This window comes from Agromyces sp. C10, assembly GCF_023217995.1.
GTDB lineage: Bacteria > Actinomycetota > Actinomycetes > Actinomycetales > Microbacteriaceae > Agromyces > Agromyces indicus.
This window is the reverse complement of record NZ_JALPSX010000001.1, coordinates 20058-39673: the sequence shown is the minus strand read 5'-3', so window position 1 is coordinate 39673 and position 19616 is coordinate 20058. Positions and strand designations below refer to the sequence as shown.

Annotated in this window: 23 protein-coding genes; 14 read left to right on the top strand and 9 right to left on the bottom strand. The window is 72.4% G+C overall.

Annotated features, from left to right (window positions below; genetic code table 11):
- Positions 1-12: 12 nt before the first annotated feature.
- Positions 13-681: an HAD family hydrolase gene (locus M1L56_RS00220; protein ID WP_248597656.1), complete on the top strand. Its 669-nt coding sequence runs from the start codon at positions 13-15 to the stop codon at positions 679-681.
- Between the two features lie 19 nt (positions 682-700).
- On the opposite strand, the gene M1L56_RS00215 is transcribed toward M1L56_RS00220, so the two are convergent.
- Complete coding sequence (locus M1L56_RS00215; protein WP_248597655.1) at positions 701-1696, bottom strand: DUF5937 family protein; 996 nt, start codon at positions 1694-1696, stop codon at positions 701-703.
- Between the two features lie 46 nt (positions 1697-1742).
- On the opposite strand from M1L56_RS00215, the gene M1L56_RS00210 reads away from it, so the two are divergent.
- From M1L56_RS00210 to M1L56_RS00175, 8 genes are all read left to right on the top strand, one after another.
- On the top strand, positions 1743-2144 hold the full coding sequence (locus tag M1L56_RS00210; protein ID WP_248597654.1) for a cupin domain-containing protein: 402 nt from the start codon (positions 1743-1745) through the stop codon (positions 2142-2144).
- 10 nt (positions 2145-2154) lie between these two features.
- Entirely contained in the window at positions 2155-2445 is a 291-nt protein-coding gene (locus M1L56_RS00205; RefSeq protein ID WP_248597653.1) for a DUF4287 domain-containing protein, read from the top strand.
- A 150-nt stretch (positions 2446-2595) separates the two neighbouring features.
- Positions 2596-3168: a CalY family protein gene (locus M1L56_RS00200; protein ID WP_248597652.1), complete on the top strand. Its 573-nt coding sequence runs from the start codon at positions 2596-2598 to the stop codon at positions 3166-3168.
- A 38-nt stretch (positions 3169-3206) separates the two neighbouring features.
- The gene (locus M1L56_RS00195) at positions 3207-3830 is read left to right on the top strand and encodes a signal peptidase I (protein WP_248597651.1); all 624 of its coding nucleotides are present in this window, start codon (positions 3207-3209) and stop codon (positions 3828-3830) included.
- Positions 3827-4261 carry a hypothetical protein gene (locus tag M1L56_RS00190; protein ID WP_248597650.1) on the top strand — a complete coding sequence of 145 codons (435 nt, stop codon included), beginning with the start codon at positions 3827-3829 and terminating at the stop codon, positions 4259-4261. Before M1L56_RS00195 ends, M1L56_RS00190 begins: the two co-directional genes overlap by 4 nt.
- Before the next feature lie 77 nt (positions 4262-4338).
- Positions 4339-6156 carry an Ig-like domain-containing protein gene (locus M1L56_RS00185; RefSeq protein WP_248597649.1) on the top strand — a complete coding sequence of 606 codons (1818 nt, stop codon included), beginning with the start codon at positions 4339-4341 and terminating at the stop codon, positions 6154-6156.
- Positions 6157-6242: 86 nt separating this feature from the next.
- Positions 6243-6959, top strand: coding sequence for a response regulator transcription factor (locus M1L56_RS00180; RefSeq protein WP_248597648.1), 717 nt, complete (start codon positions 6243-6245; stop codon positions 6957-6959).
- Complete coding sequence (locus M1L56_RS00175) at positions 6952-8196, top strand: histidine kinase dimerization/phospho-acceptor domain-containing protein (protein ID WP_248597647.1); 1245 nt, start codon at positions 6952-6954, stop codon at positions 8194-8196. Before M1L56_RS00180 ends, M1L56_RS00175 begins: the two co-directional genes overlap by 8 nt.
- Here M1L56_RS00175 and M1L56_RS00170 read toward each other — a convergent pair.
- Positions 8183-9916 (bottom strand): PfkB family carbohydrate kinase, encoded by a 1734-nt coding sequence (locus tag M1L56_RS00170; protein WP_248597646.1) that lies wholly within the window; start codon positions 9914-9916, stop codon positions 8183-8185. The genes M1L56_RS00175 and M1L56_RS00170 overlap by 14 nt on opposite strands.
- Positions 9917-10091: 175 nt before the next feature.
- Here M1L56_RS00170 and M1L56_RS00165 point away from each other — a divergent pair, with 175 nt between their 5' ends.
- From M1L56_RS00165 to M1L56_RS00155, 3 genes are all read left to right on the top strand, one after another.
- Positions 10092-10757: a DUF6518 family protein gene (locus M1L56_RS00165; RefSeq protein ID WP_248597645.1), complete on the top strand. Its 666-nt coding sequence runs from the start codon at positions 10092-10094 to the stop codon at positions 10755-10757.
- A 54-nt stretch (positions 10758-10811) separates the two neighbouring features.
- Positions 10812-11387 carry a GNAT family N-acetyltransferase gene (locus M1L56_RS00160; RefSeq protein WP_248597644.1) on the top strand — a complete coding sequence of 192 codons (576 nt, stop codon included), beginning with the start codon at positions 10812-10814 and terminating at the stop codon, positions 11385-11387.
- Between the two features lie 200 nt (positions 11388-11587).
- The gene (locus tag M1L56_RS00155; protein WP_248597643.1) at positions 11588-12916 is read left to right on the top strand and encodes an MFS transporter; all 1329 of its coding nucleotides are present in this window, start codon (positions 11588-11590) and stop codon (positions 12914-12916) included.
- Between the two features lie 76 nt (positions 12917-12992).
- On the opposite strand, the gene M1L56_RS00150 is transcribed toward M1L56_RS00155, so the two are convergent.
- Both M1L56_RS00150 and nhaA read right to left on the bottom strand, forming a co-directional pair.
- A complete protein-coding gene (locus tag M1L56_RS00150; protein ID WP_248597642.1) occupies positions 12993-13472 on the bottom strand; it encodes a GNAT family N-acetyltransferase in 480 nt (159 codons plus the stop codon).
- Complete coding sequence (gene nhaA / locus M1L56_RS00145) at positions 13469-15325, bottom strand: Na+/H+ antiporter NhaA (protein ID WP_248597641.1); 1857 nt, start codon at positions 15323-15325, stop codon at positions 13469-13471. Before nhaA ends, M1L56_RS00150 begins: the two co-directional genes overlap by 4 nt.
- 93 nt (positions 15326-15418) lie before the next feature.
- Between nhaA and M1L56_RS00140 the strand changes: the two genes are divergently transcribed.
- On the top strand, positions 15419-15766 hold the full coding sequence (locus M1L56_RS00140; RefSeq protein ID WP_248597640.1) for a cupin: 348 nt from the start codon (positions 15419-15421) through the stop codon (positions 15764-15766).
- 15 nt (positions 15767-15781) lie between these two features.
- Here the strand turns inward: M1L56_RS00140 and M1L56_RS00135 are convergent, their stop codons facing one another.
- Positions 15782-16348, bottom strand: coding sequence for an NADPH-dependent FMN reductase (locus M1L56_RS00135; protein ID WP_248597639.1), 567 nt, complete (start codon positions 16346-16348; stop codon positions 15782-15784).
- Positions 16349-16375: 27 nt separating this feature from the next.
- Positions 16376-17323, bottom strand: coding sequence for an oxygenase MpaB family protein (locus M1L56_RS00130; protein ID WP_248597638.1), 948 nt, complete (start codon positions 17321-17323; stop codon positions 16376-16378).
- Positions 17324-17417: 94 nt separating this feature from the next.
- Between M1L56_RS00130 and M1L56_RS00125 the strand changes: the two genes are divergently transcribed.
- Positions 17418-17780, top strand: coding sequence for a CHY zinc finger protein (locus tag M1L56_RS00125; protein ID WP_248597637.1), 363 nt, complete (start codon positions 17418-17420; stop codon positions 17778-17780).
- Positions 17781-17784: 4 nt separating this feature from the next.
- Here M1L56_RS00125 and M1L56_RS00120 read toward each other — a convergent pair whose 3' ends face one another.
- From M1L56_RS00120 to M1L56_RS00110, 3 genes are all read right to left on the bottom strand, one after another.
- Complete coding sequence (locus M1L56_RS00120) at positions 17785-18087, bottom strand: hypothetical protein (RefSeq protein ID WP_067946093.1); 303 nt, start codon at positions 18085-18087, stop codon at positions 17785-17787.
- Positions 18088-18247: 160 nt separating this feature from the next.
- Positions 18248-18667 (bottom strand): DUF6098 family protein, encoded by a 420-nt coding sequence (locus M1L56_RS00115; RefSeq protein ID WP_248597636.1) that lies wholly within the window; start codon positions 18665-18667, stop codon positions 18248-18250.
- A gap of 140 nt (positions 18668-18807) precedes the next feature.
- Positions 18808-19608 carry an alpha/beta fold hydrolase gene (locus tag M1L56_RS00110; protein WP_248597635.1) on the bottom strand — a complete coding sequence of 267 codons (801 nt, stop codon included), beginning with the start codon at positions 19606-19608 and terminating at the stop codon, positions 18808-18810.
- Positions 19609-19616 lie beyond the last annotated feature (8 nt).

Genomic DNA, 19616 nt, shown 5'->3' with positions numbered 1-19616 from the left:
AGAACGGGACGCATGACGCCCACGGCCCGACCGAGCACCATCCTGTTCGACATCGACGGAACGCTCCTCGACTCCAACTTCCTGCACGTGGACGCATGGCAGCGCGCGTTCGCCCTGCAGGGCGTCCACGCCGACGCCTGGCGGATCCACCGGGCCATCGGACAGGACGCCTCCAGGCTCGTGACGGAACTCGCGGGCGAACGCGACGAGGCATGGACGGCGGAGGCCAAGCAGGGGCACTCCCTCTTCTACCGCGAGCTCGCCCCGCGGCTGCGGGCCTTCGACGGCGCCACGGACCTGCTCCGGGCGGTCGCCGACCGCGGCACGCGCGCCGTGCTGGCCACCTCCGCCCCCGACGAGGAACTCGAACTGCTGCTGCGTGCGCTCGACGCCGGCGACGCCGTGCACGCCACGACCTCGGCCGACGACGTCGACCGCGCCAAGCCGGACCCCGTCATCCTGGCCGTCGCGCTCGAGCGCGCGGAAACGGAGGCCGCCGACGCCGCCTTCGTCGGCGACTCGACGTGGGACATGATCGCCGCCGAACGCGCCGGGGTCATCGCCTACGGCGTGCGATCGGGCGGCACCTCGGCCGCGGAACTGCGCGAGGCGGGGGCGCGCGAGGTGTTCGACGATCCGGCCGACCTGCTCGCCCGTCTCGACGAGCTCGTGCTCGGCTAGCCCCGCATCCAGGTCGCGATCAGGGAACGCGCGCCGACCCGACGAGCGCCTCGCCGAGCGGCGCCCGGAGGTGCAGCATCCGCGCACCCTCGCGGCGGCTCACGATGAGGCCGGCCTCGCGCAGCACCGTCAGGTGGTGCGACGCGGTCGACAGGGCGAGTGACGCGTCCGCGGCGACCTGCGAGGTCGTGCGCGGCGCGTGCGAGGTGAGCAGGATGCCGGCTCGGGCGGGGCCGAGCAGCGCGCCGAGTGCATCGGCGAGCGCCGCGGCATCCGTCGCCCATCGCTCGGTCACGCCCTGCGCCGGGTAGAAGACGGTGGGCTGGGCCGGCGGCTCGGTGAGCACGGAGCATCCGGTTCCGCCGAGCACCGACGGCACGAGGACGATGCCGGAGCCCCGGCAGTCGAGCACCTCGGAGTGGAGGCGCAGCTCGACCCGGACGGCGTCGTCGTGCCATTCGATCGCGCGGTGCAGCCCGCCGACCATGCCGCCGAGCCCGTCGGTCGCCACGCGGCGGGCGCGCACCGCGATGTCGGCCCGAAGGATGCGCTCGAGCTCCGTCCACACGGGCGCGAGCAGGGCCGCCCACAGCTCCAGCCACGCGTCGGCGATGAGGCGCCGCGCCAGCGGCAGATCGGCCAGCATGCGCTCGACCGCATCGCGGCGGTGGCCTGCGGAGCGGACCACGACCTTGCGGAGGTCGACGGCCATGGGGCCGAGCGGCGCCTCGCCGAGTCGCGCCGCCTCATCGGCCGGCTCGAGGTCCCACGTGGGCGTGGTCGTGAGGAAGTCGGGGAAGTAGCCGCGCTCGCCGATGAGCACGGCGAACAGCTCGAACGCGTCGCGCGGCACGTTCGCGCGCACGCTTCGGAGCCAGCCCCACTGCAACGGGTGCTCGTCCGGACGCTGCAGCACGCGGACCGCGTGGCACAGCTCGTGCCCCGGCGAGACGCCGAACCGGATCGCGGAGATGTCACCGGGGGCGAGCCGGAACTCCGCGAAGTTTCGCTCCACGTCGAAACACTAACGGCGACGGATGCCACGGCGCGACGCTTGCCCCATGACCGATGCAGAGATCACCCTCAGCCCGTCCGGAACCGCGGCGACGGTTCCGGTGCTCGTGCCCGCCGAGACGCTGCACATCGGCACCGGGCGCACGCGGCGCTTCGTCGGACGCGAGTACGGCGCGGGCGTCTCGTACTTCTTCGTCGACAACGACCCCGGCCAGGGACCAGGCCTGCACTGGCATCCCTACCCGGAGACGTGGGTCGTGCTCGAGGGCACCGCCCGCATCATCGTCGGCGACGCCGAGCTGGTTGCCACCTGCGGAGACACCGCCACGGTGCCAGCCGGCGTGTGGTACCGCTTCACCAACACCGGCGACGGCCCACTGCGGATGCTGTGCATCCACGCGTCCGACACCATCATCCAGATCTGGGCCGACGGGCCCGCCGACCGCTGAGGAGCAGCGCATGTCCTTCCAGGCTTATCTCGACAACATCGAGGCCAAGACCGGCCTCACCCCGCGGCAGTTCATCGAGCTCGCGACCGAACGGGGCTTCGGCCCCGGCACCAAGGCGACGCCGATCGTCGCCTGGCTCGCCGAGGACCACGGCCTCGGCCGCGGCCACGCCATGGCGCTCGTGCACGTCATCACGAAGGGACCGCAGATCAGCGCCAAGCACGTCGACAGCGGCGGCGCCCACAGCGACCCCGCCGACACGCTGTGGCTCGACGGCGCGGCGACGAACCCGAACGGATGACGCGACCCCGGGTTTCCATACCGTTGCATTGATCCCCAGCTGTGACCCAAGCCTGTCCGGACGGTGGATCTGCCGTGGGGTTCCTGTTGCCGACGCCTCCATAGCGTTGCCATCACGACGTTCACACGAACAGAACAGGAACCCCACCCCATGGACGCCATCACCCCCGAGGCCCCCCAGGCCACCGAGAAGCCCCGCTCGCGCAAGCGCATCCTCGTCCCGCTCGCCGGCCTCCTGGTCGCCGCCGCGGTCACCGCTGGATCGGGTGCGGACTTCATCTCCAACTCGGTCAACTCCGCCAACGCGTTCAACGCCGGCACGCTGACGCAGTCGAACTCGAAGGCCGGCAACGCGATCTTCAACGTGAGCAACCTCAAGCCGGGCGACGTCGTCAACGGCAAGGTCACGATCACCAACACCGGCTCCCTCGCCTCGAACATGAAGCTCACCGAGGACGCGGTCAACAACTTCGCCACGAAGGCGAACCTCACGCTCGTCATCACGCAGACCGGCTCGCAGACCCCCGTGTGGTCCGGCACCTTCGGCGCGCTCACCACCTCGGGCCCGATCGACCTCGGCACCTTCGCCGCCGGCGAGGCGCGCGAGTACACCTTCAGCGTCACGCTCGCCCAGGCCGCGACCAACGCCGAGCAGGGCAAGACCGCGTCGGCCACGTACACCTGGAACGGCACGCAGACCGCCGCCACCACCTACAACCAGTGACGACCTGACGACCACGAGACCAGGACGGGAGCAGCAGCATGAGCGCCACGCGCACGGCGAAGACCATCGGCAACGCGATGATCACGGCGGTCGCCCTCATCGCCACCGCCATCGCAGCGCTCATGCTGCTGCCCGGCCTGCTCGGGCTGGACCGCTACGTGATCACGGGCGGCTCCATGTCGGGCACCTTCGAACGCGGCGCCCTCGTGTTCGAGCGGCAGGTCCCGGTCGCCGACCTCCGCGTCGGGGACGTCATCACCTACCTTCCCCCGGCCGAGTCCGGCATCACCGAACTCGTCACCCACCGGATCATCTCCATCGAGCCCGCTCCCGCCGGCACCGACTCCCCGATCTTCCAGACCCAGGGCGACGCCAACGAGAGCGCCGACCCGTGGACCTTCGCCCTCGAGGATGCGGTGCAGCCCCGGGTCGAGGGCTGGCTGCCCGAGGTCGGTTGGATCTTCATCGGCCTCGCCGAACCGCTCACCAGGGTCCTCGTGATCGGCATCCCCGCCGGCATCGTCGCCCTCCTCTGCCTCCGCGACGTGATCAGCGCGCTCCGCGGCTCCAAGGCCACCGGGACGCCTGTTCCCCCCGACCCGAACGCGGGCGTCCCGGTTCTCACTCCCGCCCCCATCCCCACCGGGCAGGTCGTCACGTGACGACCGCGCCCACCTCCCCCCGGCGACGCCGCCCACTCCGGTGGGCGGCGGTCGCCGCGCTCACCGCCCTGTCGCTCCTGCACCTCTACGCCGCCCCCTTCGGCGACATCATGACCGACCCGTACCTGATGTTGTCGGTCCTGGTCGGCGTGATCGGCCTCGGCGCGGCCGCGCGCTTCGCCGCCGCGGGATGCATCGAGTCCCGCCTGGGCATGGCGATCGTCGCGGGCGCATCGCTCGTCGGTGCGCTCCTCGCCCATGTCGTCGGCCTCCCCGGCGCCGCGGCCCAGGCCTGGACCGCCCGCGACATCGCGATCACCGTCCTCGCCGCGGGCCTCCTCGTCGCCCTCCGCATCGGGCTCAGCAGCGGATGCGAGCCGGCGCCCGCCCGCGCCGGCGCGGGCGAGCGCGAGCGTTTGTTGCGCCGGTGAGGTGCTCCCGTGGGGTGGCTGTAACCCACCGCCGCGTAGCGTCGGAACCGACCCCCGCCCCCTGAAGGGACCACCCCATGATCCACGCTGCCGTCCGCATCGCGATCGGCGCCGCACTCGCGGTGCTGCTCGTCGCGGGCGTCGGCGCGAACGGCCCGGGGTTCTCCTCGGCGGCGTTCACCTCCCAGACCTCGAACGGATCGAGCGCCGTCGGCGCCGCCGTCGACTGGACGCCGCCCACCGTCTCGGTCCAGAACCCGGGCACCGGCCTGAAGGACACCGTCTCCATCACGGCCGCCGCGTCCGATGCCGAGACCGGCATCCGCGACGTCGTCGTCCAGATGCAGGCCGCGGGCGCGACCACCTGGACCACGCTGTGCACCGCGACCGCGTCGCCGTACCGCTGCAGCTGGGACACGCGGACCGTGCCGGACGGCAGCTACGACCTTCGCGCGATCGCCACCGACAACGCCGGATACACCACCACCTCCGCCCTCGTCCGCACCACCGTCGCCAACGCGTTCGCCGTGCTGCTCGCCGACCCGGGCGACGTGGTGCGCGGCACGGTGCCGCTCGCGACGACCCTGCAGAACGCCGGGACCGGCACCTACTCGGTCCGCGTCGAGTACGCCGCCGCCGGCTCCGGTACCTGGCGGACGCTGTGCAGCAACCTCGCGGCGCCGTACACCTGCAACTGGAACACCGCGTCGTTCGCCAACGACTACTTCGACCTCCGGTCGGTGGCGACACTCAACGGCATCACCACGACGTCGGCCGTCGTCGCCGACGTGCTCGTCGACAACCTGGCGCCGACCGTGGCGATCACCGATCCGGGCACGCCGCTCAGCGGCACGGTCACGCTCGCGGCATCCGCCTCGGACGCCCATTCGGGCGTGAACCGGGTCGTGATCCAGTACGCGCCCACCGGCACGACCGCCTGGAAGGACGCCTGCACCGTCACCGCGCCGCCGTACTCGTGCCGATTCGACACCACAACGGTCGCCGACGGCGTGTACGCCTTCCGCGCGGTGGCGACGGATGACGCCGGCAACTCGGCGACGTCGACCACGGTGTCGAACCGCACGGTCGACAACAGCGTCATCTCCATCTCGATGGAGGACCCGGGCGCCTTCCTCAGCGGCACCGTCACGCTGACGACCGCAGCCAACTCCAGCGCCGGCGTCAAGTCGATCGTCATCCAGCGCGCCCCGAGCGGCACCGGCACGTGGACGACCGTGTGCACCATCACCACCGCGCCGTACGGCTGCGCGTGGGACACCCGCACCATCGCCGACGGCCTCGTCGACTTCCGCGCCGTCCTCACCGACAACGCCAACAAGCAGGCCACCTCCAACACGGTGAGCGGTCGCCGAATCGACAACACTCCCGTGCGCGGGTTCGACGTGCAGACCGCCAACGGCGGCGCCGCCCCCGGCAAGGTCGACACCGGCGACACCATGACGTTCACGTACAGCGAGCAGATGAACCCGGCGAGCATCGTGGCCGGATGGAACGGGTCGGCGCTGCCGGTCACCCTCCGCCTGCGCGACGGCAACCTGCTCGGACTCGGCAACGCCGGCGACACCGTCGACATCCTCCGCTCGGGCGCGGCCGTGAACCTCGGATCGGTGAACCTCAAGCAGGACTTCATCAAGACGAACAAGACGTCGAACTTCAACGCGACGCTCACCGCGACCACCGCCACGGTGAACGGCGTGCCCGTCACCGTCATCCAGGTCACCGTCGGGTCGCTGCTGAACGGCGGCGCGCTGCGCACCGTGAACACCGCGTCCGCGATGGTGTGGAGCCCCTCGGCCGCGGCCACGGACATGGCCGGCAACCCCTGCTCGACCGCTCCGGTGACGGAGTCCGGCGCGCTGGACCGGGAGTTCTGAGCATGGGCGACCCGGGGCGACGAGATGCCGACACTCGGGGTCGCGCGCCCCGGGAAGACGAGGGCGACGTCGATAGCATCGACGTCGTGGGGCGGCAGATCCTTGTTGTGGAAGACGATGACGGCATCGCGCTGCCGTTGGTTCGAACCCTCTCGCGGGAGGGCTACGAGGTGCTGCGCGTCGCCGAGGGGCGCGCCGCGATCGAGCAGGCGACCGCGGGCGAGGTCGAACTCGTGGTGCTCGACCTGGGGCTTCCCGACATGGACGGCCTCGACGTGTGCCGCCGCCTCCGCGACCTGGGCTACGACGGCGGCATCGTGATCCTCACCGCCCGCGACGGCGAACTCGACCGGGTCGTCGGGCTCGACGTCGGCGCCGACGACTACATCGCCAAGCCGTTCGCGCTCGCGGAGCTGCTCGCCCGCCTTCGGGCGCTGCTCCGCCGCAGCAGCTCCCGGCCGATCGCCGCCGAGCCCGGCACGACCGCCCCGCCCGCGGCATCCGCCACGCCCCTGACCGTCGACCCCGCCTCGCGTCGCGCCCACGCCGGCGACCGGGAGGTGCAGCTCAGCACCAAGGAGTTCGACCTGCTCGCCCAGCTCGACCGCTACCGCGGCGCGGTCGTCACGCGCGAGCAGCTCATGGACGAGGTGTGGGACGAGAACTGGTTCGGCTCGACCAAGACGCTCGACGTGACCATGGCGCGACTGCGGCAGAAGCTCGACGACGCCGGCGCCGACGTGCGCATCACGACCATCCGAGGCGTCGGGTTCCGCCTCGACGAGGGACGCGCGGATGCGTGAACGGCTCGTCATCGCGTTCGTCGCGCTGGCGGTCGGGATCATCGCGCTGTACGGCATCCCGCGCGCCTACATGGTCGCCGACCTCGTGCAGTCGAGCGAGCAGCGCCGCGTCGTGCGCCTCGCCGACTTCCTCGCCGTGCTCATGACCGAGCGCGAGGCCGGGAACGAGGTCACCGAGGAGTTCCTCGAGCCGCTCCTCGTCGAGGGCGAGCGGGTCACGTTCACCGCCGCCGACGGACGGGTCGTGACCGCCGGCGTCGACCCGGAACCCGACGACATCACCGCGACGGCGGAACTCGCCGACGGGGGCACGGTCGAGTTCAGCCGCTCGAGCGAGGTCATCGGCGAGCGTGTACAGGAGGCGCTCATGCCGGTCGTCGTCATCGGCGTCGGCCTGCTCCTCGCCTCGGCCATCGTCGGCGTGCTGCTCGCCGGCCGCCTCTCCGACCCGTTCGTGCGCCTCGCCGGCACGGCGCGCGAGCTCGGGCGCGGCCGCCTCTCCCCGCCCGGCGACGACCTCCGGATCCCCGAGGCGCGTGCCATCGACCAAGCCCTCCGCACGAGCGCGGCGACGCTGGAGGACCGGATCCGTCGCGAGCACGAGTTCGCCGCGAACGCCTCGCACCAGCTCCGCACGCCCATCACCGCGCTGCGCCTCGAACTGGAGGACCTGACGCTCTGGAAGGAGACCACGCCCGAGCAGCGCGACCAGCTCGAGCACGCCATCCAGGAGATCGACCGGCTCTCCGACGCCATCGGGCACCTCCTCGACCTCGCCCGCGGCGGCACGCCCGGCGCCGACGACTGGCTGCCCGTCGACGAACTCCTGGAGGACGCCGCGGACCGCTGGAGCGCGCACGCCGACGAACTCGACCGCACGATCGAGGTCGTGACGACGAGCGAGCTCGCCGACGCCGCAGCTCCGGCACCGGCGGGGCAGATCCTCGACGTGCTGATCCACAACGCGCTCCAGCACGGACGCGGCGACGTGACCGTGTCCGCGTCGACCGCGAGCGCCTACGTCACCGTCCGCGTCGCCGACGAGGGCGAGCGACCGATCGGCAACACCGTCTTCCAGCGCACGCCCGGGCGGAGCACCAACGGCGGCGAGGGCATCGGCCTCGCCCTCGCGGCCGAACTGGCCGAGGCCCTCGGCGGGCACCTGCTGCTCGACTCCGCACCCACGACCACGTTCTCGCTGATCCTGCCGCGCGAGCAGGAGCTCACGACCGGCTGAGCCCGTCCGGCAGCGCCGTCTCCCCCACCGCGGTGATCGCGGTGAGCGTCGCCCGGCCGGTCGCGAGCAGCCACGCGTCGCTCCGCTCGTCGTGCTCGCCCTCGAGGTCGGCCACCGTCAGGCGCACGCCCCCCTCGCCGGCTTCGGCGGCGGTGGTCTGCACGATGCCGAACGGGGCGAGGGTCGCCGGTTCCGGGCGCAGGCCGGCGGCATCCGCTCGGTTGGGCACGTTGAGGTTCAGTACCGTGCCGGGCGCCGCGGCGAGCAGCGGGCGCAGGATGCCGCGGGCGAGCGCGGCCGCGGCCGCCCACTCGTGCGCGACCGGGTGCATGCCCACGTCGAGCGAGACCGCGAGACCGCGACCCCCGCTCGATCCGCCCGTGAGCGCGGCGCCGACGGTGCCCGAGTGCAGCACCGCGTGTCCGATGTTCGCGCCGCGGTTGATGCCGGAGAGCACCGCATCGGGGACGTCGCCGAACGCGCCGTGCGCGGCGATGAGTGCGATCAGCGCGGGCGCCGCGCGAACCGCGTAGCACGGCACGTCGAGCCCCGCGATCTCGCGGCGCGACATGTGCACGTGCCCGTCGTGGTCGGCGCCGATGATCGAGGCGCTCGACCCGCTCGCCTCGGAGGCGGGCGCCGCCACGACCACCTCGAGCCCCTCGTCGATCGCGACCGCCGCGAGCGCGTGCAGCCCGGCCGAGTCGATGCCGTCGTCGTTGGTGATCAGCACGGTGCTCATCGGTCGTCCACCTCCGCGCGCGCCGCGAGCTGGTCGGGGTGTGACCACCTGCACGTCGTCGTCGCCGACCTCCTCGATCGTGACGCGTGCCCGCAGGCGGTGGATGGCCTCGGGGTCGCCCGTGCCGAGGCCGTGCCTCGTGACGTTGAGCGCCCCGGCCGCCGCGCCCAAGGCGATCGCCTCGAGCAGCGGCTGGTCCTCGGCGAGCGCGCTCACGACCGCGGCGAGGAGCGAGTCGCCGGCGCCGTTCGGGTCGACCTCCTGCATGCGCGGCACGTGCACCAGGCGGGCGTGCTCGCCGTCGATGAGCACGAGCGGTTCGCCGGCGCGCGTGATGACGACGCTGCGGGCTCCGGCATCGCGCAGGCGTCGGCCCGCGGCGACGACCTCGTCGACCGAGTCGCCGCGGATCTCCCGGGCCTCGCGCAGTTCGGCGTCGCTCACCTTGGCGAGCGTCACCCCGCCGGCGAGCGCGGCCTCGAGGCGGGCTCCGGCGAGGTCGACGACGACCGGCACGCCCTCGGCCCGGAGGTCGGCGGCGAGCCTCCGGTACACGTCGTCGGGCAGGATGCCCTCGTCGGCCGGCCCGCTGAGGATCACGATGCGGGCGGCCATGGCCTCGCGGAGCACCGCAGCGTACAGCTCGTCGAGGTCGTGCCGCGAGAGCGGGTCGCCGGCGAGTTCGGCGACGACGGTCCGCTGGCCGGTGCGCCGGTCGTGCACGTACGCCGGTCCGCGGCCGGTGCGCACGACGGGGTGCACCTCGATGCCCTCGTCGCCGAGCAGGTGCTGCACGACGCGACCGGACTCGCCGGTGAACGATCCCACGATGGCCACGGTGCGGCCGAGGGTGCGCAGCATCCGCGCCTGCCAGACGCCCTGCCCGCCCGAGTGCACGTGCAGGTCGCCGCCGGGATGGTCGCCCTCGAGCGTCACGGTCAGCAGCGGCGCGGGAGCGAAGATCAGCACGTCGGTCATGGTCCTCACCTCGTCGGGTCGGTTCCGTCGGCCTCACGCGCCACGATAGGGGCGGCGAGCGGATGGCACGAGGGCCTTGCGTCGGGCGTTCGTCGCCGTTCCACGGCCTCCCCCGTGAGGATGAGATCGTCCGCCGAACGGCCCGGGGCGGGCTGCAGGCGGCGAGAATCGTCGGGTGACCTCGACCAGCACCGCCCCTCCGACCTCGCGACTCCCCGACGACCGGTTCCTCGTGCCCATCCGTCCGGCCGCGCTGCGGGTCGCGGCGGTCACGGCCGTCGCGTTCGTGCTCGGCGGGGCGACGTCGTTCGGGCAGGCGTTCCTGCCCGCGGAGTTCGCGTCGCTCGCCAATTCGGCGTCGGGCTGGATGATGCCGACCGCGGTCCTGGTGTTCCTCAGCGCCCGCCGCCGGCCCGAGGCCGCCATCGCGGGTGCGCTCGCTTTCGTCGCGTTGACGGTGGGCTACGCCGTCGTCTCCGGATGGCGCGGCTTCCCGTTCGATCCCGTGGTCTGGGGGGTCATCGGCATCGTGACGGGACCGGTCGTCGGCGTCGCCGCGCACGCCCTGCGCCGGCGCCCGATGGAGGCCGCCGTGGGCGCGGGGGTGCTCGCCGGGATCCTGATCGGCGAGGGCGCCTACGGTCTCGCCGTCGTCGCCGAGACCACGAGCCCCGTGTACTGGTGGGCGGTGATCGTCCTGGGCGCCGCGCTCGTGGTCGCCATGGCGGTCCGCCTGCGCTCGGCTGTGCCGGTCGCGCTGATGGGCTTCACCACGGCGGTCGTGGCCGGGGCCTTCATCCTGGCCTTCCTCGCGCTGCCGCTGGTCTTCTCCGCGCTCTGAACCGGCCGTCCGCCGCCCGCCCGCGATGTCGGATGCCGCTGGCATGATCGGCCCATGGCGATCGAGGTGCGCGCGGCATCCGTCTTCGACGACGTCGCAGCGGTGCTCGGGCCGAAGCGGCCCGATGCGAACGTGTGCTGGTGCCTGAGCTATCGGCTCACCTCCTCGAAGGAGAACCTGGCGCTTCGCGGCCCGGCGCGCGGCGAGCGCGTGCGAGAGCTCGTCGCCCAGGACCCGCCGCCCGGCGTGATCGCGTACGACGGCGACGAGCCGGTCGGCTGGGCGGCCGTGCACCCGCGGGCCGACACGAGCTTCGCCACGAACCGGAAGATCCCGCACGTCGACGACCTCGACGTGTGGTCCGTGTGGTGCATCCGGGTGCGGCCGGGCCACCGCGGTCGGGGGCTCTCCCACCGGCTGCTCGCCGGCGCCGTCGCGTTCGCGCGCGCGCACGGTGCGGCGGCCGTCGAGGGGTACCCGGTCGACAACGGCGGGGCGAAGGTCGACCTGACCATGGCGTACGTGGGCACGCGCGCGCTGTACGAGGCCGCGGGCTTCACGAAGGCGTCCGACACGGAGTCGGTGATCAACGGGTTCCCGCGCGTGCTGATGCGGCTCGACCTGCGATAGCCGCCGTTCGTCGCGTCAGGGCGACCGTTCATCGCAGGGGGTTTCGGTGAACGACCTGCGTGCGCTATGGTCTGCTTTACATACCGAACGATCGGTCAGCAAAACGACCGGCGTCCGGCCTGCATCCGCAACGGCGCACCCACCCCCCGCGCCGCGGACAACCCGACCCACCCGAACCTGCACAGAACAACGGAGTTCGCATGACGACGACGTCACAGATCCACGAGGAAGCCGAGCGCACCGGGCGCATGCCGAAGGAGGAGCGCAAGGTCCTCGCCGGAACCCTGGTCGGCACCTCCATCGAGTGGTACGACTTCTTCATCTACGCCCAGGCCGCCGGCCTCGTGCTCGCCCCGCTCTTCCTCGCGCCCGTCGCCGAGTCGAACCCGGCGCTCGCGCAGATCCTCGCCTTCGCGACCATCGGCATCTCGTTCCTCTTCCGCCCGCTCGGCGCGGTCGTCGCCGGTTACCTCGGCGACAAGCTCGGCCGCAAGAAGATGCTGGTCTTCACGCTCATCATGATGGGCGTCTCGACCTCGCTCATCGGCTTCCTGCCGACCTACGCCGCCATCGGCATCGCCGCGCCCATCCTGCTGATCACCCTGCGCATCCTGCAGGGCTTCTCGGCGGGTGGCGAGTGGGGCGGCGCGGCCCTCATGGCCGTCGAGCACGCACCCAACCAGAAGCGCGGCTTCTTCGGGGCGTTCCCGCAGATCGGCGTCCCGGTCGGCATGATCCTCGCCACGTTCACGCTCTGGGTGATCACCTCCACCATGTCCCAGGAGGCGTTCCTCGAGTGGGGCTGGCGCATCCCGTTCCTGCTGTCGATCGTCCTGATCGTCGTCGGCTACGTCATCCGCCGTGCCGTCGAGGAGAGCCCGGTCTTCCAGGACCTGCAGCGCCGCAAGCAGGAGTCGTCGGCGCCGCTCGGCCAGCTCTTCCGCCACAACACGAAGAACGTCGTCCTCACCGCGCTCGTCTTCATCGCCAACAACGCGGCCGGGTACCTGCTCATCGCGTTCTTCGCCACCTACGCCGTGACGGCGCTCGGCATGGACCGCCCGACGGTCCTCCTCGCGACGGTCCTCGCCTCGTTCGGCTGGCTCGGCTTCACGATGTTCGGCGGCCGCCTCTCCGATCGCCTCGGCCGGATCCGCACGTTCCAGATCGGCTACACGTTCCTCGCCCTGTGGGCGGTGCCGATGTGGTTCCTCATCGACACCGGCAACATCGTCTGGTACTTCGTGGCCCTGTTCGTGATGACGTTCGGCCTCGGCCTCTCGTACGGCCCGCAGGCGGCGCTCTACGCCGAGCTGTTCCCGGCGAACGTGCGCTACTCCGGCGTCTCGATCGGCTACGCGCTCGGCGCGATCCTCGGTGGCGCGTTCGCCCCGATGATCGCCGAGGCGCTGCTCACCGCGACCGGCAACTCCTGGACGATCGGCGTCTACATCGCCATCGCCTCGGTCATCTCGCTGGTCGCCGTCTCGCTCATCAAGGAGACGAAGGGCACCGACCTGCACGTGTAGGGGGCGCGTGCAGCGCGCGGTGGGGTCCGCGCGAAGGGGCGGATGTCGCAGGACATCCGCCCCGTTCCCTGTGCCGTCAGCCCGATCCCCGGACCACGCGGCTCATGGCGAAGTTCTCGAAGACGACGCCGTTGCGCACGGGGTGGCGCACCGCGTCGACACGGAATCCGTGGGCCTCGAAGAAGGGCCTCGCGGTGATGCTGGCGTGCGTCCGCACCACCTCTGCGCCCGCGCGGCTCGCCTCCTCGAGCGCCCAGGCGAGCAGGGCGCGACCCACGCCCCGGCCGCCTACGGCCGGATCGACGTACATCATGTCGAGGTAGCCGGTGGCGTCGACATCGGTGAACCCGACGACCCGACCGTCCACCTCGGCGACCACCGTGTTGCGTTCCGCACGCCGCACGGCCCATGCTGCGGGGTCGAGGTCCTCCGGCGCCCACGCCGCGACCTGCTCCGGGCCGTAGTCGGCCGCCGCGGTCAGGCGAACGGCGCGCCGGAACACCTCGAGCGTCGGCGCCGCATCGGCGGGCCCGTACGGACGGAGGCGGACCGTCATCCGATCGACCGCGGTGTCTCGACCGACCGCTCGAGGGCGCGGATCAGCGAGCGCGAGTCCCACGGACCGATATGGCGGACGCCGCCGACGAAGAACGTCGGCGTGGAGTGCAGGTCCATCACCTCGGCGTCGAGCTGGTCGTCCTCCACCCGGCGCACCACCTTCGGCGAGTGCAGGTCGTCGAGGAAGCGCTCGACGTCGAGGCCGATCTCGGCGGCGTACCGGCACAGGTCGTCGGTCTCGAGCGCGTCCTGGTTCGCGAACATCAGGCGGGCCAGCTCGAGGTGGCGCCCCTGCAGCGCCGCGGCCTCGTACGCCTGGGCCGCATCCTTGGCGTGCGCGTGCACGCCCTCGAGCGGCAGGTGGCGCCACACCCAGCAGACGTCGTCGCCGAAGTGCTCGAGGACCGCGTCGATCGACCCCGTCGCACGGCTGCAGAACGGGCACTCGAAGTCGCCGTACTCGACGATCTGGTATGGCGCGTCGGGTCGCCCGCGGTAGTGGTCGCGGGTCGGGTCGAAGGGGCGCACGAGGACCTTGCCCACCGGCTGCGGCGGCCAGAGCCGGTCGCCGACGGTGAACACGGCCCATCCGAGGAGGAAGGCGATGACGGATGCCGCGAGCACGCCGACGCGTCCGAGGTCGCGGAGTTCGGGGTCGGTGAAGGCGAGCGACACGATGAACAGCGAGATCGTGAACCCGATGCCCGACAGCGCGGCCCCGCCGGCGATGCGCGGCATCCGCAGACCGGGCGCCAGCCGGCCGAGTCCCGTGGCGGTGACGACGGCGACCGCGCCGGTGATGCCGACGAACTTGCCGACGACGAGCCCGGCGACGATGCCCCAGACGAGCGGCGACACGACGGCGGCGCCGATGGTCTCGGCATTCAGGTGCACGCCCGCGTTCGCGAGCGCGAAGATCGGCAGCACGAGGAACGAGATGTACGGCCCCCACGCCCCCTGCAGCCGGTCGTTGATCGAGATCGACTCGCGCAGGCTCCGGTTGACCGCGGCGGCGTAGGCGGCGTTCGGCGACTCGCGGAACGCCTGAGTGAGCTCGGCGGTGCGCTCCACGTCGGACCGCGCCGGCGGGAACACGGGGATGAGCAGGGCGACGGCGACCCCGGCGAGGGTGGGGTGGATGCCGGCGGCGAGCACCGCGAACCAGAGCGCGATGCCGAGGACCGCGTAGGCGATGCCGCGGCCCGCGCGGAGGAACCGGACGAGCGCGATCGCGACCATGAGCACCACCGCGATGGCGAGCGGCGCGGGATCGAACCCGGTGTTGTAGAACACGGCGATGACCAGCAGCGCGCCGATGTCGTCGACGACCGCGAGGGTGAGCAGGAACGCCCGCAGCCGCGCCGGGAACTTCGGGCCGATGATCGCGAGCGCCCCGAGCAGGAACGCGGTGTCCATCGAGATCACGATGCCCCACGCGTGCGCCTGCCCGGTCGGCCAGGCGATCGCGAGGAAGATCAGCGCGGGGACGATGAGTCCCGCGATCGCGCCCACCACGGGGACGATCGCGCGCGACCGGTCGGTGAGCTCGCCGAGGGTGAACTCGCGCTTGACCTCGAGGCCGACGACGAAGAAGAACAGCGTCATCAGCGCGTCGTTCACGAAGTGGTGCAGGTCGGTGCGCAGGACCACGTCGCCGATGCCGAGCTCGATCGGCAGGCCCCAGAACGCCTCGTACGTCTCGCCCCATGGCGAGTTGGCCCACGCGATCGCGAGCACGGTGGCCAGCAGCAGCAGTGCGGCAGCGGCGCGGTCGCCGGTGCCGAGGTGCAGCCGGGGGCGCCGCCGACCGCCCTCGGTCGTGGCGGCCGGAGCGGGGGCGGGGGCGCTCATGCGCCCATGCTAGGGGCGGATGCCGCGGCGGGGGCAGTGGGCGAGGGCGCCGCTTGGCATACTGGACGACATCCCGTCGGACGGAGGATCCCCATGGCCGACCTCATTGATCGCGCCCGCGTCCATCTCGCCGCCGCGCTCGAGGACGAGCACGGCCGGAGCGCCGAGCTGATCCTCCGCGACGGACCCATGCGGCAGACCATCATCGCGCTGCGATCCGGAGCGGAACTGGCCGAGCACAACTCGCCCGCCGCGGCGAGCGTGCAGGTGCTCTCCGGCCGGATCCGGGTCACCGGCCAAGAGGTCGACGAGATCCCGGCCGGCCGCCTCGACGTGCTGAGCCACGACCGTCACTCGGTGCTGGCGCTCGAGGACTCGGTGTTCCTGCTCACCGCGGTCACGGGGATCGACGGCACCAACGGTCCCGAGCGGGCACGCTGATCAGGGCGCCGGCGCTCAGCGCGGCAGCACGGTGAGCACCCGCTCCATGTAGTCGCGGAACTCCGCCATGAACTCGGTGAGGAACTGCTCGGTGCCCTCGTCGGCGATCGAGCCGTCGTCGCCGTACACCTCGGGCTTGAACGTGATGTACCCCTCCGGGGCCGTCATCTGTCGCGCGTTGCAGAAGCTGAGGACGGCGCGGAGGCTCTGCTGGGCGACCGCGGTGCCGATCTGCCCGGGCGACGCGCCGATGACGGCGGCGGGGATGTGGTCGAAGGAGTTCTGCCCCCACGGCCGTGACGCCCAGTCGATCGCGTTCTTCAGGGCCCCGGGGATCGACCGGTTGTACTCCGGCGTGACGAAGAGCACCGCGTCGGATGCCGCGATCGCCTCCTTCAGCGCGGTCGCCTCGGGCGGGTAGGCGTCGTCGTAGTCGGGACTGTAGAGCGGAAGGTTCCCGATCGGGATCTCCGTGAACTCCAGGTCGTCGGGTGCGACGCGCATCAGCGCCTTCGCGAGCGTGCGATTGATGGACGTGGAGGACAGGCTGCCGATGAAGGTTCCGACCCGGTACGTTCGCATGATGCTCCTCTCGGTCGGGGAGCCACGCTACGCGGCCGCGGACCTCCCTGGCGAGGGGTTGCGCGACCCCTCCCCCGGCTGACGGCCTGCCGCGTCGAGGCGGGCGATGCGCGCTCGCGCGTTCCGTTCGCTCGGCGACATCCGCCCCAGCACGCGCGTCGCCGACCACAGCAGGACGCGCGTCATCGTGATCGCGGGCCAGCGCGGGCGGCGCAGCCCGAGCAGCTCGCGATGGCGCGGCTCGAGCGAGGCGACCGCGCCACCGAAGAGGATCGGGTACAGGCGCCCCGTGAGGCCCGGCAGGCCCGGTCGACGGATGAACCGCACCGCCTCGGCGACCCGGTCGTCCGGCTTCGCGTCGGCGAGGAACGCGTCGAGCTCCTGCCGCAGCTGCCCCCTCGAGGTCGGCGGCTCGGGCAGGCCCATGAGTCGACCCGCCTGCGCCCATTCGCGCACGTAGGCGTCCGCGCCGCCCGGGATCGGCCCGCCCCAGATCTCGTGCGCCCCGATGAACGCCTCGGTGAACGCGTCGTGCACCCAGCGCAGCAGTTCCACGTCGTTCGCGGCGTACGGACGGTCGACGCCGCGCGCGTCGACGTAGGTGCCGGTGACTCGGTCGTGCAGGCGCGTCACGAACGTGCAGGCGGCCGCGGCGGCCCGGCGGTCGCCGAACGTGGTCGTCGCGACCCAGCGGATGGTGCCGTCGAGGCGGCCGAGCGGGTCGTCGCGGTATCGCGAGTGATCGTGCACGCCGGCCATGGCGCCCGGGTGCAGGGTCTGCAGCAGCAGCGCACGGATGCCGGCGACGAGCGTCGGCAGCGCGCCGTGCACCGCCCACACCGCACTGCCCGGTCCGAACCAGCCGGCGTCGTCGCCCTCGGCGAGCGCGCGCGTCCAGGCGGGCGGCTCCGCACCGGGGCGCCGGACGGGCGCGGGGCGGGCGTTCGAGCCCCGTGCGTGCGCGCGTCCGTCCATGTGATCGACCGTAGGCGCCGACGCGACCCCGGGGCTGCGGATCCTCTGCGAAGCCGCTGGGAGGGCTGCCCGTTCGGCCTGCGATCATGGACCGGTGACCGAACGCCCCGCCCGCCCGACCGTGACCGCCGGGGATCGGCCGCGCGTGCTCGGCCCGGTCGTGGACGAGGCGACCCGGTGCGTGCACTACCGCACCGAGGTCGACATCATCGCGATCCGCTTCGCGTGCTGCGGCGAGTACTACCCGTGCCACCGGTGTCACGAGGAGACCGCCGACCACCCCGCCGAGCAGTGGCCGGTGGCCGAGCGCGACCGTGCGGCGGTGCTGTGCGGTGAGTGCGGCACGGAGCTCACGATCGCGGCCTACCTCGAGGCGACCGGGTGTCCGGCGTGCGGCGCGCGGTTCAACGAGCGCTGCCGGCTGCACACCCACCTGTACTTCCAGGTGGAGGGCTGACGCGCTAGGCGGGCACCGACTCCGCGGCGTCGGGCGCCGCGACGAGGTGGGCCGGGTCGTCGGCCAGGCGCAGGCCGAGGTTGCTGTTCGCGGCGATCATCATGCGCTCGGCGCGGCGGCGGTCGATCGAGGTGTCGGCGCCGGGCGTGTGCCGGGCGACGATGGTGGCGTTCGGGTGCAGCCAGGCCTGGGCGGGGCTGCCGGCGGGGTCGGTCCAGGAGACGAGCATCGGCTCGTTGCGGCGGAGCTTGGCGAAGACGACGAGGGCGACGTGCGCGAGGAGCTCGTCATCCAGCTCGATGCGCATCCAGCCATCGACCTCGAGGGCCGGGTCGGTTGACGGTCGGGCGTGTGCTTCGTGTTGTCGCATCGGCCCCACGGTTGCAGTGCCGCCGCGGGGCGGCAAGCGCATACCGGTGTTTCACAGGCGCTGCACCCGGGCTTCGGTGGCGATGAAGGGTGCACGCTTACGATTCGTCGTCGCCGGGGCCGCGGCCGGCGTCGAACCGCTCCCGGTATCGCTGCGTCGCCTCCTCGAGCAGGTCGTCCGACAGGCGTGCGACGGGTCGGAACGGGCGGATGAGCGGCTCGCAGTCCGGCCCGCGTCCGACCACGGGTCCGGCGAGCACCCAGGCGAAGCGTGCGGGCTCCTTCCGCCGGAGGTGCTCGTACTGGCACACCTGCCGCGCGAGCCAGTCCTCGACGGGCCGGGTCCACCACGATTCCGGGCGCAGCGGGTTGGCCGACAGTCCGGGCAGTTCGAGTCCGCTCTCGGTGTCGAGGCTGCCGCTGGACCGGTCGTCGTCCGGACCCTCGGAGTAGCGCACGTACAGCTCCTCGTCGGCGATGGCCTCGCCGAGCTCGCGCAGCGTCGTGATCTCCCGCATGGCCCCTCCCTCGTCGCGACCTCCGGCCCGTCGGATGCGTCCCGTCCCGGGATCATGCCCACGCGGTGCACGCCGGCGGAAGGGTGTTGACTTCCGGTGTCCGCTTCTGCGCGAGGCGGTGCCGGCGGTCAGGTGCGTGATCAGGAGCCCTGCGTGAAGAAGTCCACCGCCGCCTGCCGGAACACCCGCGAACCCGGCGCGTTGAAGTGGTGCCGGCCCGGCAGCTCGACGAAGGTGCCGTCGGGCGTGGCATCCGCCAACTGCCGCGACTGCGCGAGGATCGCGTCGTCGCTGCCCGTCGCGAAGAGGATCGGCTGGCGCGGCGGGTTCGCGGGATCGGGGTCGGCGTCGCCGAAGCGCATGCCCTCGGCGAGCGCGACGAGCGCGTGCAGGTCGTTGCCCGGCACGCGTTCGGCGAGGGTGACGTAGTTCCGCGTGACCGGATCGTCGACGGGCGTCCGGTCCTCGGCGTACGCGCGCGCCTGCTCGATCTGCATGCGCGCGAGCGGACGACCGTCGGGGATACCGCCGAGGACGGCCCGTTCGACGCGGTCGGGCGCCTGGACGGCCACCTGCCATCCGACACGTGCGCCCAGTGAGTACCCCGCGTATCGCACGGTGTCGAGCAGGTAGGTGTCGAGCACCGTCACGAGGTCGTCGACGAGCGCGTCCATGCCGTACGCGCTCGCCTCGTGCGGCTTGTCGCTCTGTCCGTGGCCGCGCTGGTCCACCCCGAGGACGCGGAAGCCGGCGCGCGTGAGGTCGCGCACCCAGCCCGTGTGCACCCAGTTGTCGCGGCAGCTCGACGCGAACCCGTGCACGCACAGCACCGTGGGTGCGTCCTCGTCGCCCCAGAGGTAGGTCGCGATGCGGCGCCCCTCCCCCGACATCACGAACTGCGGCGACGGCATCTCCGTCAGGGCGGGCAGTGGGGCATCCATGCGCCCAT

Bases quoted from the DNA above. Each gene is read 5' to 3' on its own strand.
- M1L56_RS00155 (WP_248597643.1), top strand. From the start codon at position 11,588: ATGACGACGACGTCACAGATCCACGAGGAAGCCGAGCGCACCGGGCGC.
- nhaA (WP_248597641.1), bottom strand. From the start codon at position 15,325: ATGAGCGCCCCCGCCCCCGCTCCGGCCGCCACGACCGAGGGCGGTCGG.
- M1L56_RS00160 (WP_248597644.1), top strand. From the start codon at position 10,812: ATGGCGATCGAGGTGCGCGCGGCATCCGTCTTCGACGACGTCGCAGCG.
- M1L56_RS00195 (WP_248597651.1), top strand. From the start codon at position 3,207: ATGAGCGCCACGCGCACGGCGAAGACCATCGGCAACGCGATGATCACG.
- M1L56_RS00140 (WP_248597640.1), top strand. From the start codon at position 15,419: ATGGCCGACCTCATTGATCGCGCCCGCGTCCATCTCGCCGCCGCGCTC.
- M1L56_RS00150 (WP_248597642.1), bottom strand. From the start codon at position 13,472: ATGACGGTCCGCCTCCGTCCGTACGGGCCCGCCGATGCGGCGCCGACG.
- M1L56_RS00110 (WP_248597635.1), bottom strand. From the start codon at position 19,608: ATGGATGCCCCACTGCCCGCCCTGACGGAGATGCCGTCGCCGCAGTTC.
- M1L56_RS00205 (WP_248597653.1), top strand. From the start codon at position 2,155: ATGTCCTTCCAGGCTTATCTCGACAACATCGAGGCCAAGACCGGCCTC.
- M1L56_RS00115 (WP_248597636.1), bottom strand. From the start codon at position 18,667: ATGCGGGAGATCACGACGCTGCGCGAGCTCGGCGAGGCCATCGCCGAC.
- M1L56_RS00130 (WP_248597638.1), bottom strand. From the start codon at position 17,323: ATGGACGGACGCGCGCACGCACGGGGCTCGAACGCCCGCCCCGCGCCC.
- M1L56_RS00210 (WP_248597654.1), top strand. From the start codon at position 1,743: ATGACCGATGCAGAGATCACCCTCAGCCCGTCCGGAACCGCGGCGACG.
- M1L56_RS00220 (WP_248597656.1), top strand. From the start codon at position 13: ATGACGCCCACGGCCCGACCGAGCACCATCCTGTTCGACATCGACGGA.
- M1L56_RS00175 (WP_248597647.1), top strand. From the start codon at position 6,952: ATGCGTGAACGGCTCGTCATCGCGTTCGTCGCGCTGGCGGTCGGGATC.
- M1L56_RS00120 (WP_067946093.1), bottom strand. From the start codon at position 18,087: ATGCGCATCGAGCTGGATGACGAGCTCCTCGCGCACGTCGCCCTCGTC.
- M1L56_RS00200 (WP_248597652.1), top strand. From the start codon at position 2,596: ATGGACGCCATCACCCCCGAGGCCCCCCAGGCCACCGAGAAGCCCCGC.
- M1L56_RS00170 (WP_248597646.1), bottom strand. From the start codon at position 9,916: ATGACCGACGTGCTGATCTTCGCTCCCGCGCCGCTGCTGACCGTGACG.
- M1L56_RS00185 (WP_248597649.1), top strand. From the start codon at position 4,339: ATGATCCACGCTGCCGTCCGCATCGCGATCGGCGCCGCACTCGCGGTG.
- M1L56_RS00135 (WP_248597639.1), bottom strand. From the start codon at position 16,348: ATGCGAACGTACCGGGTCGGAACCTTCATCGGCAGCCTGTCCTCCACG.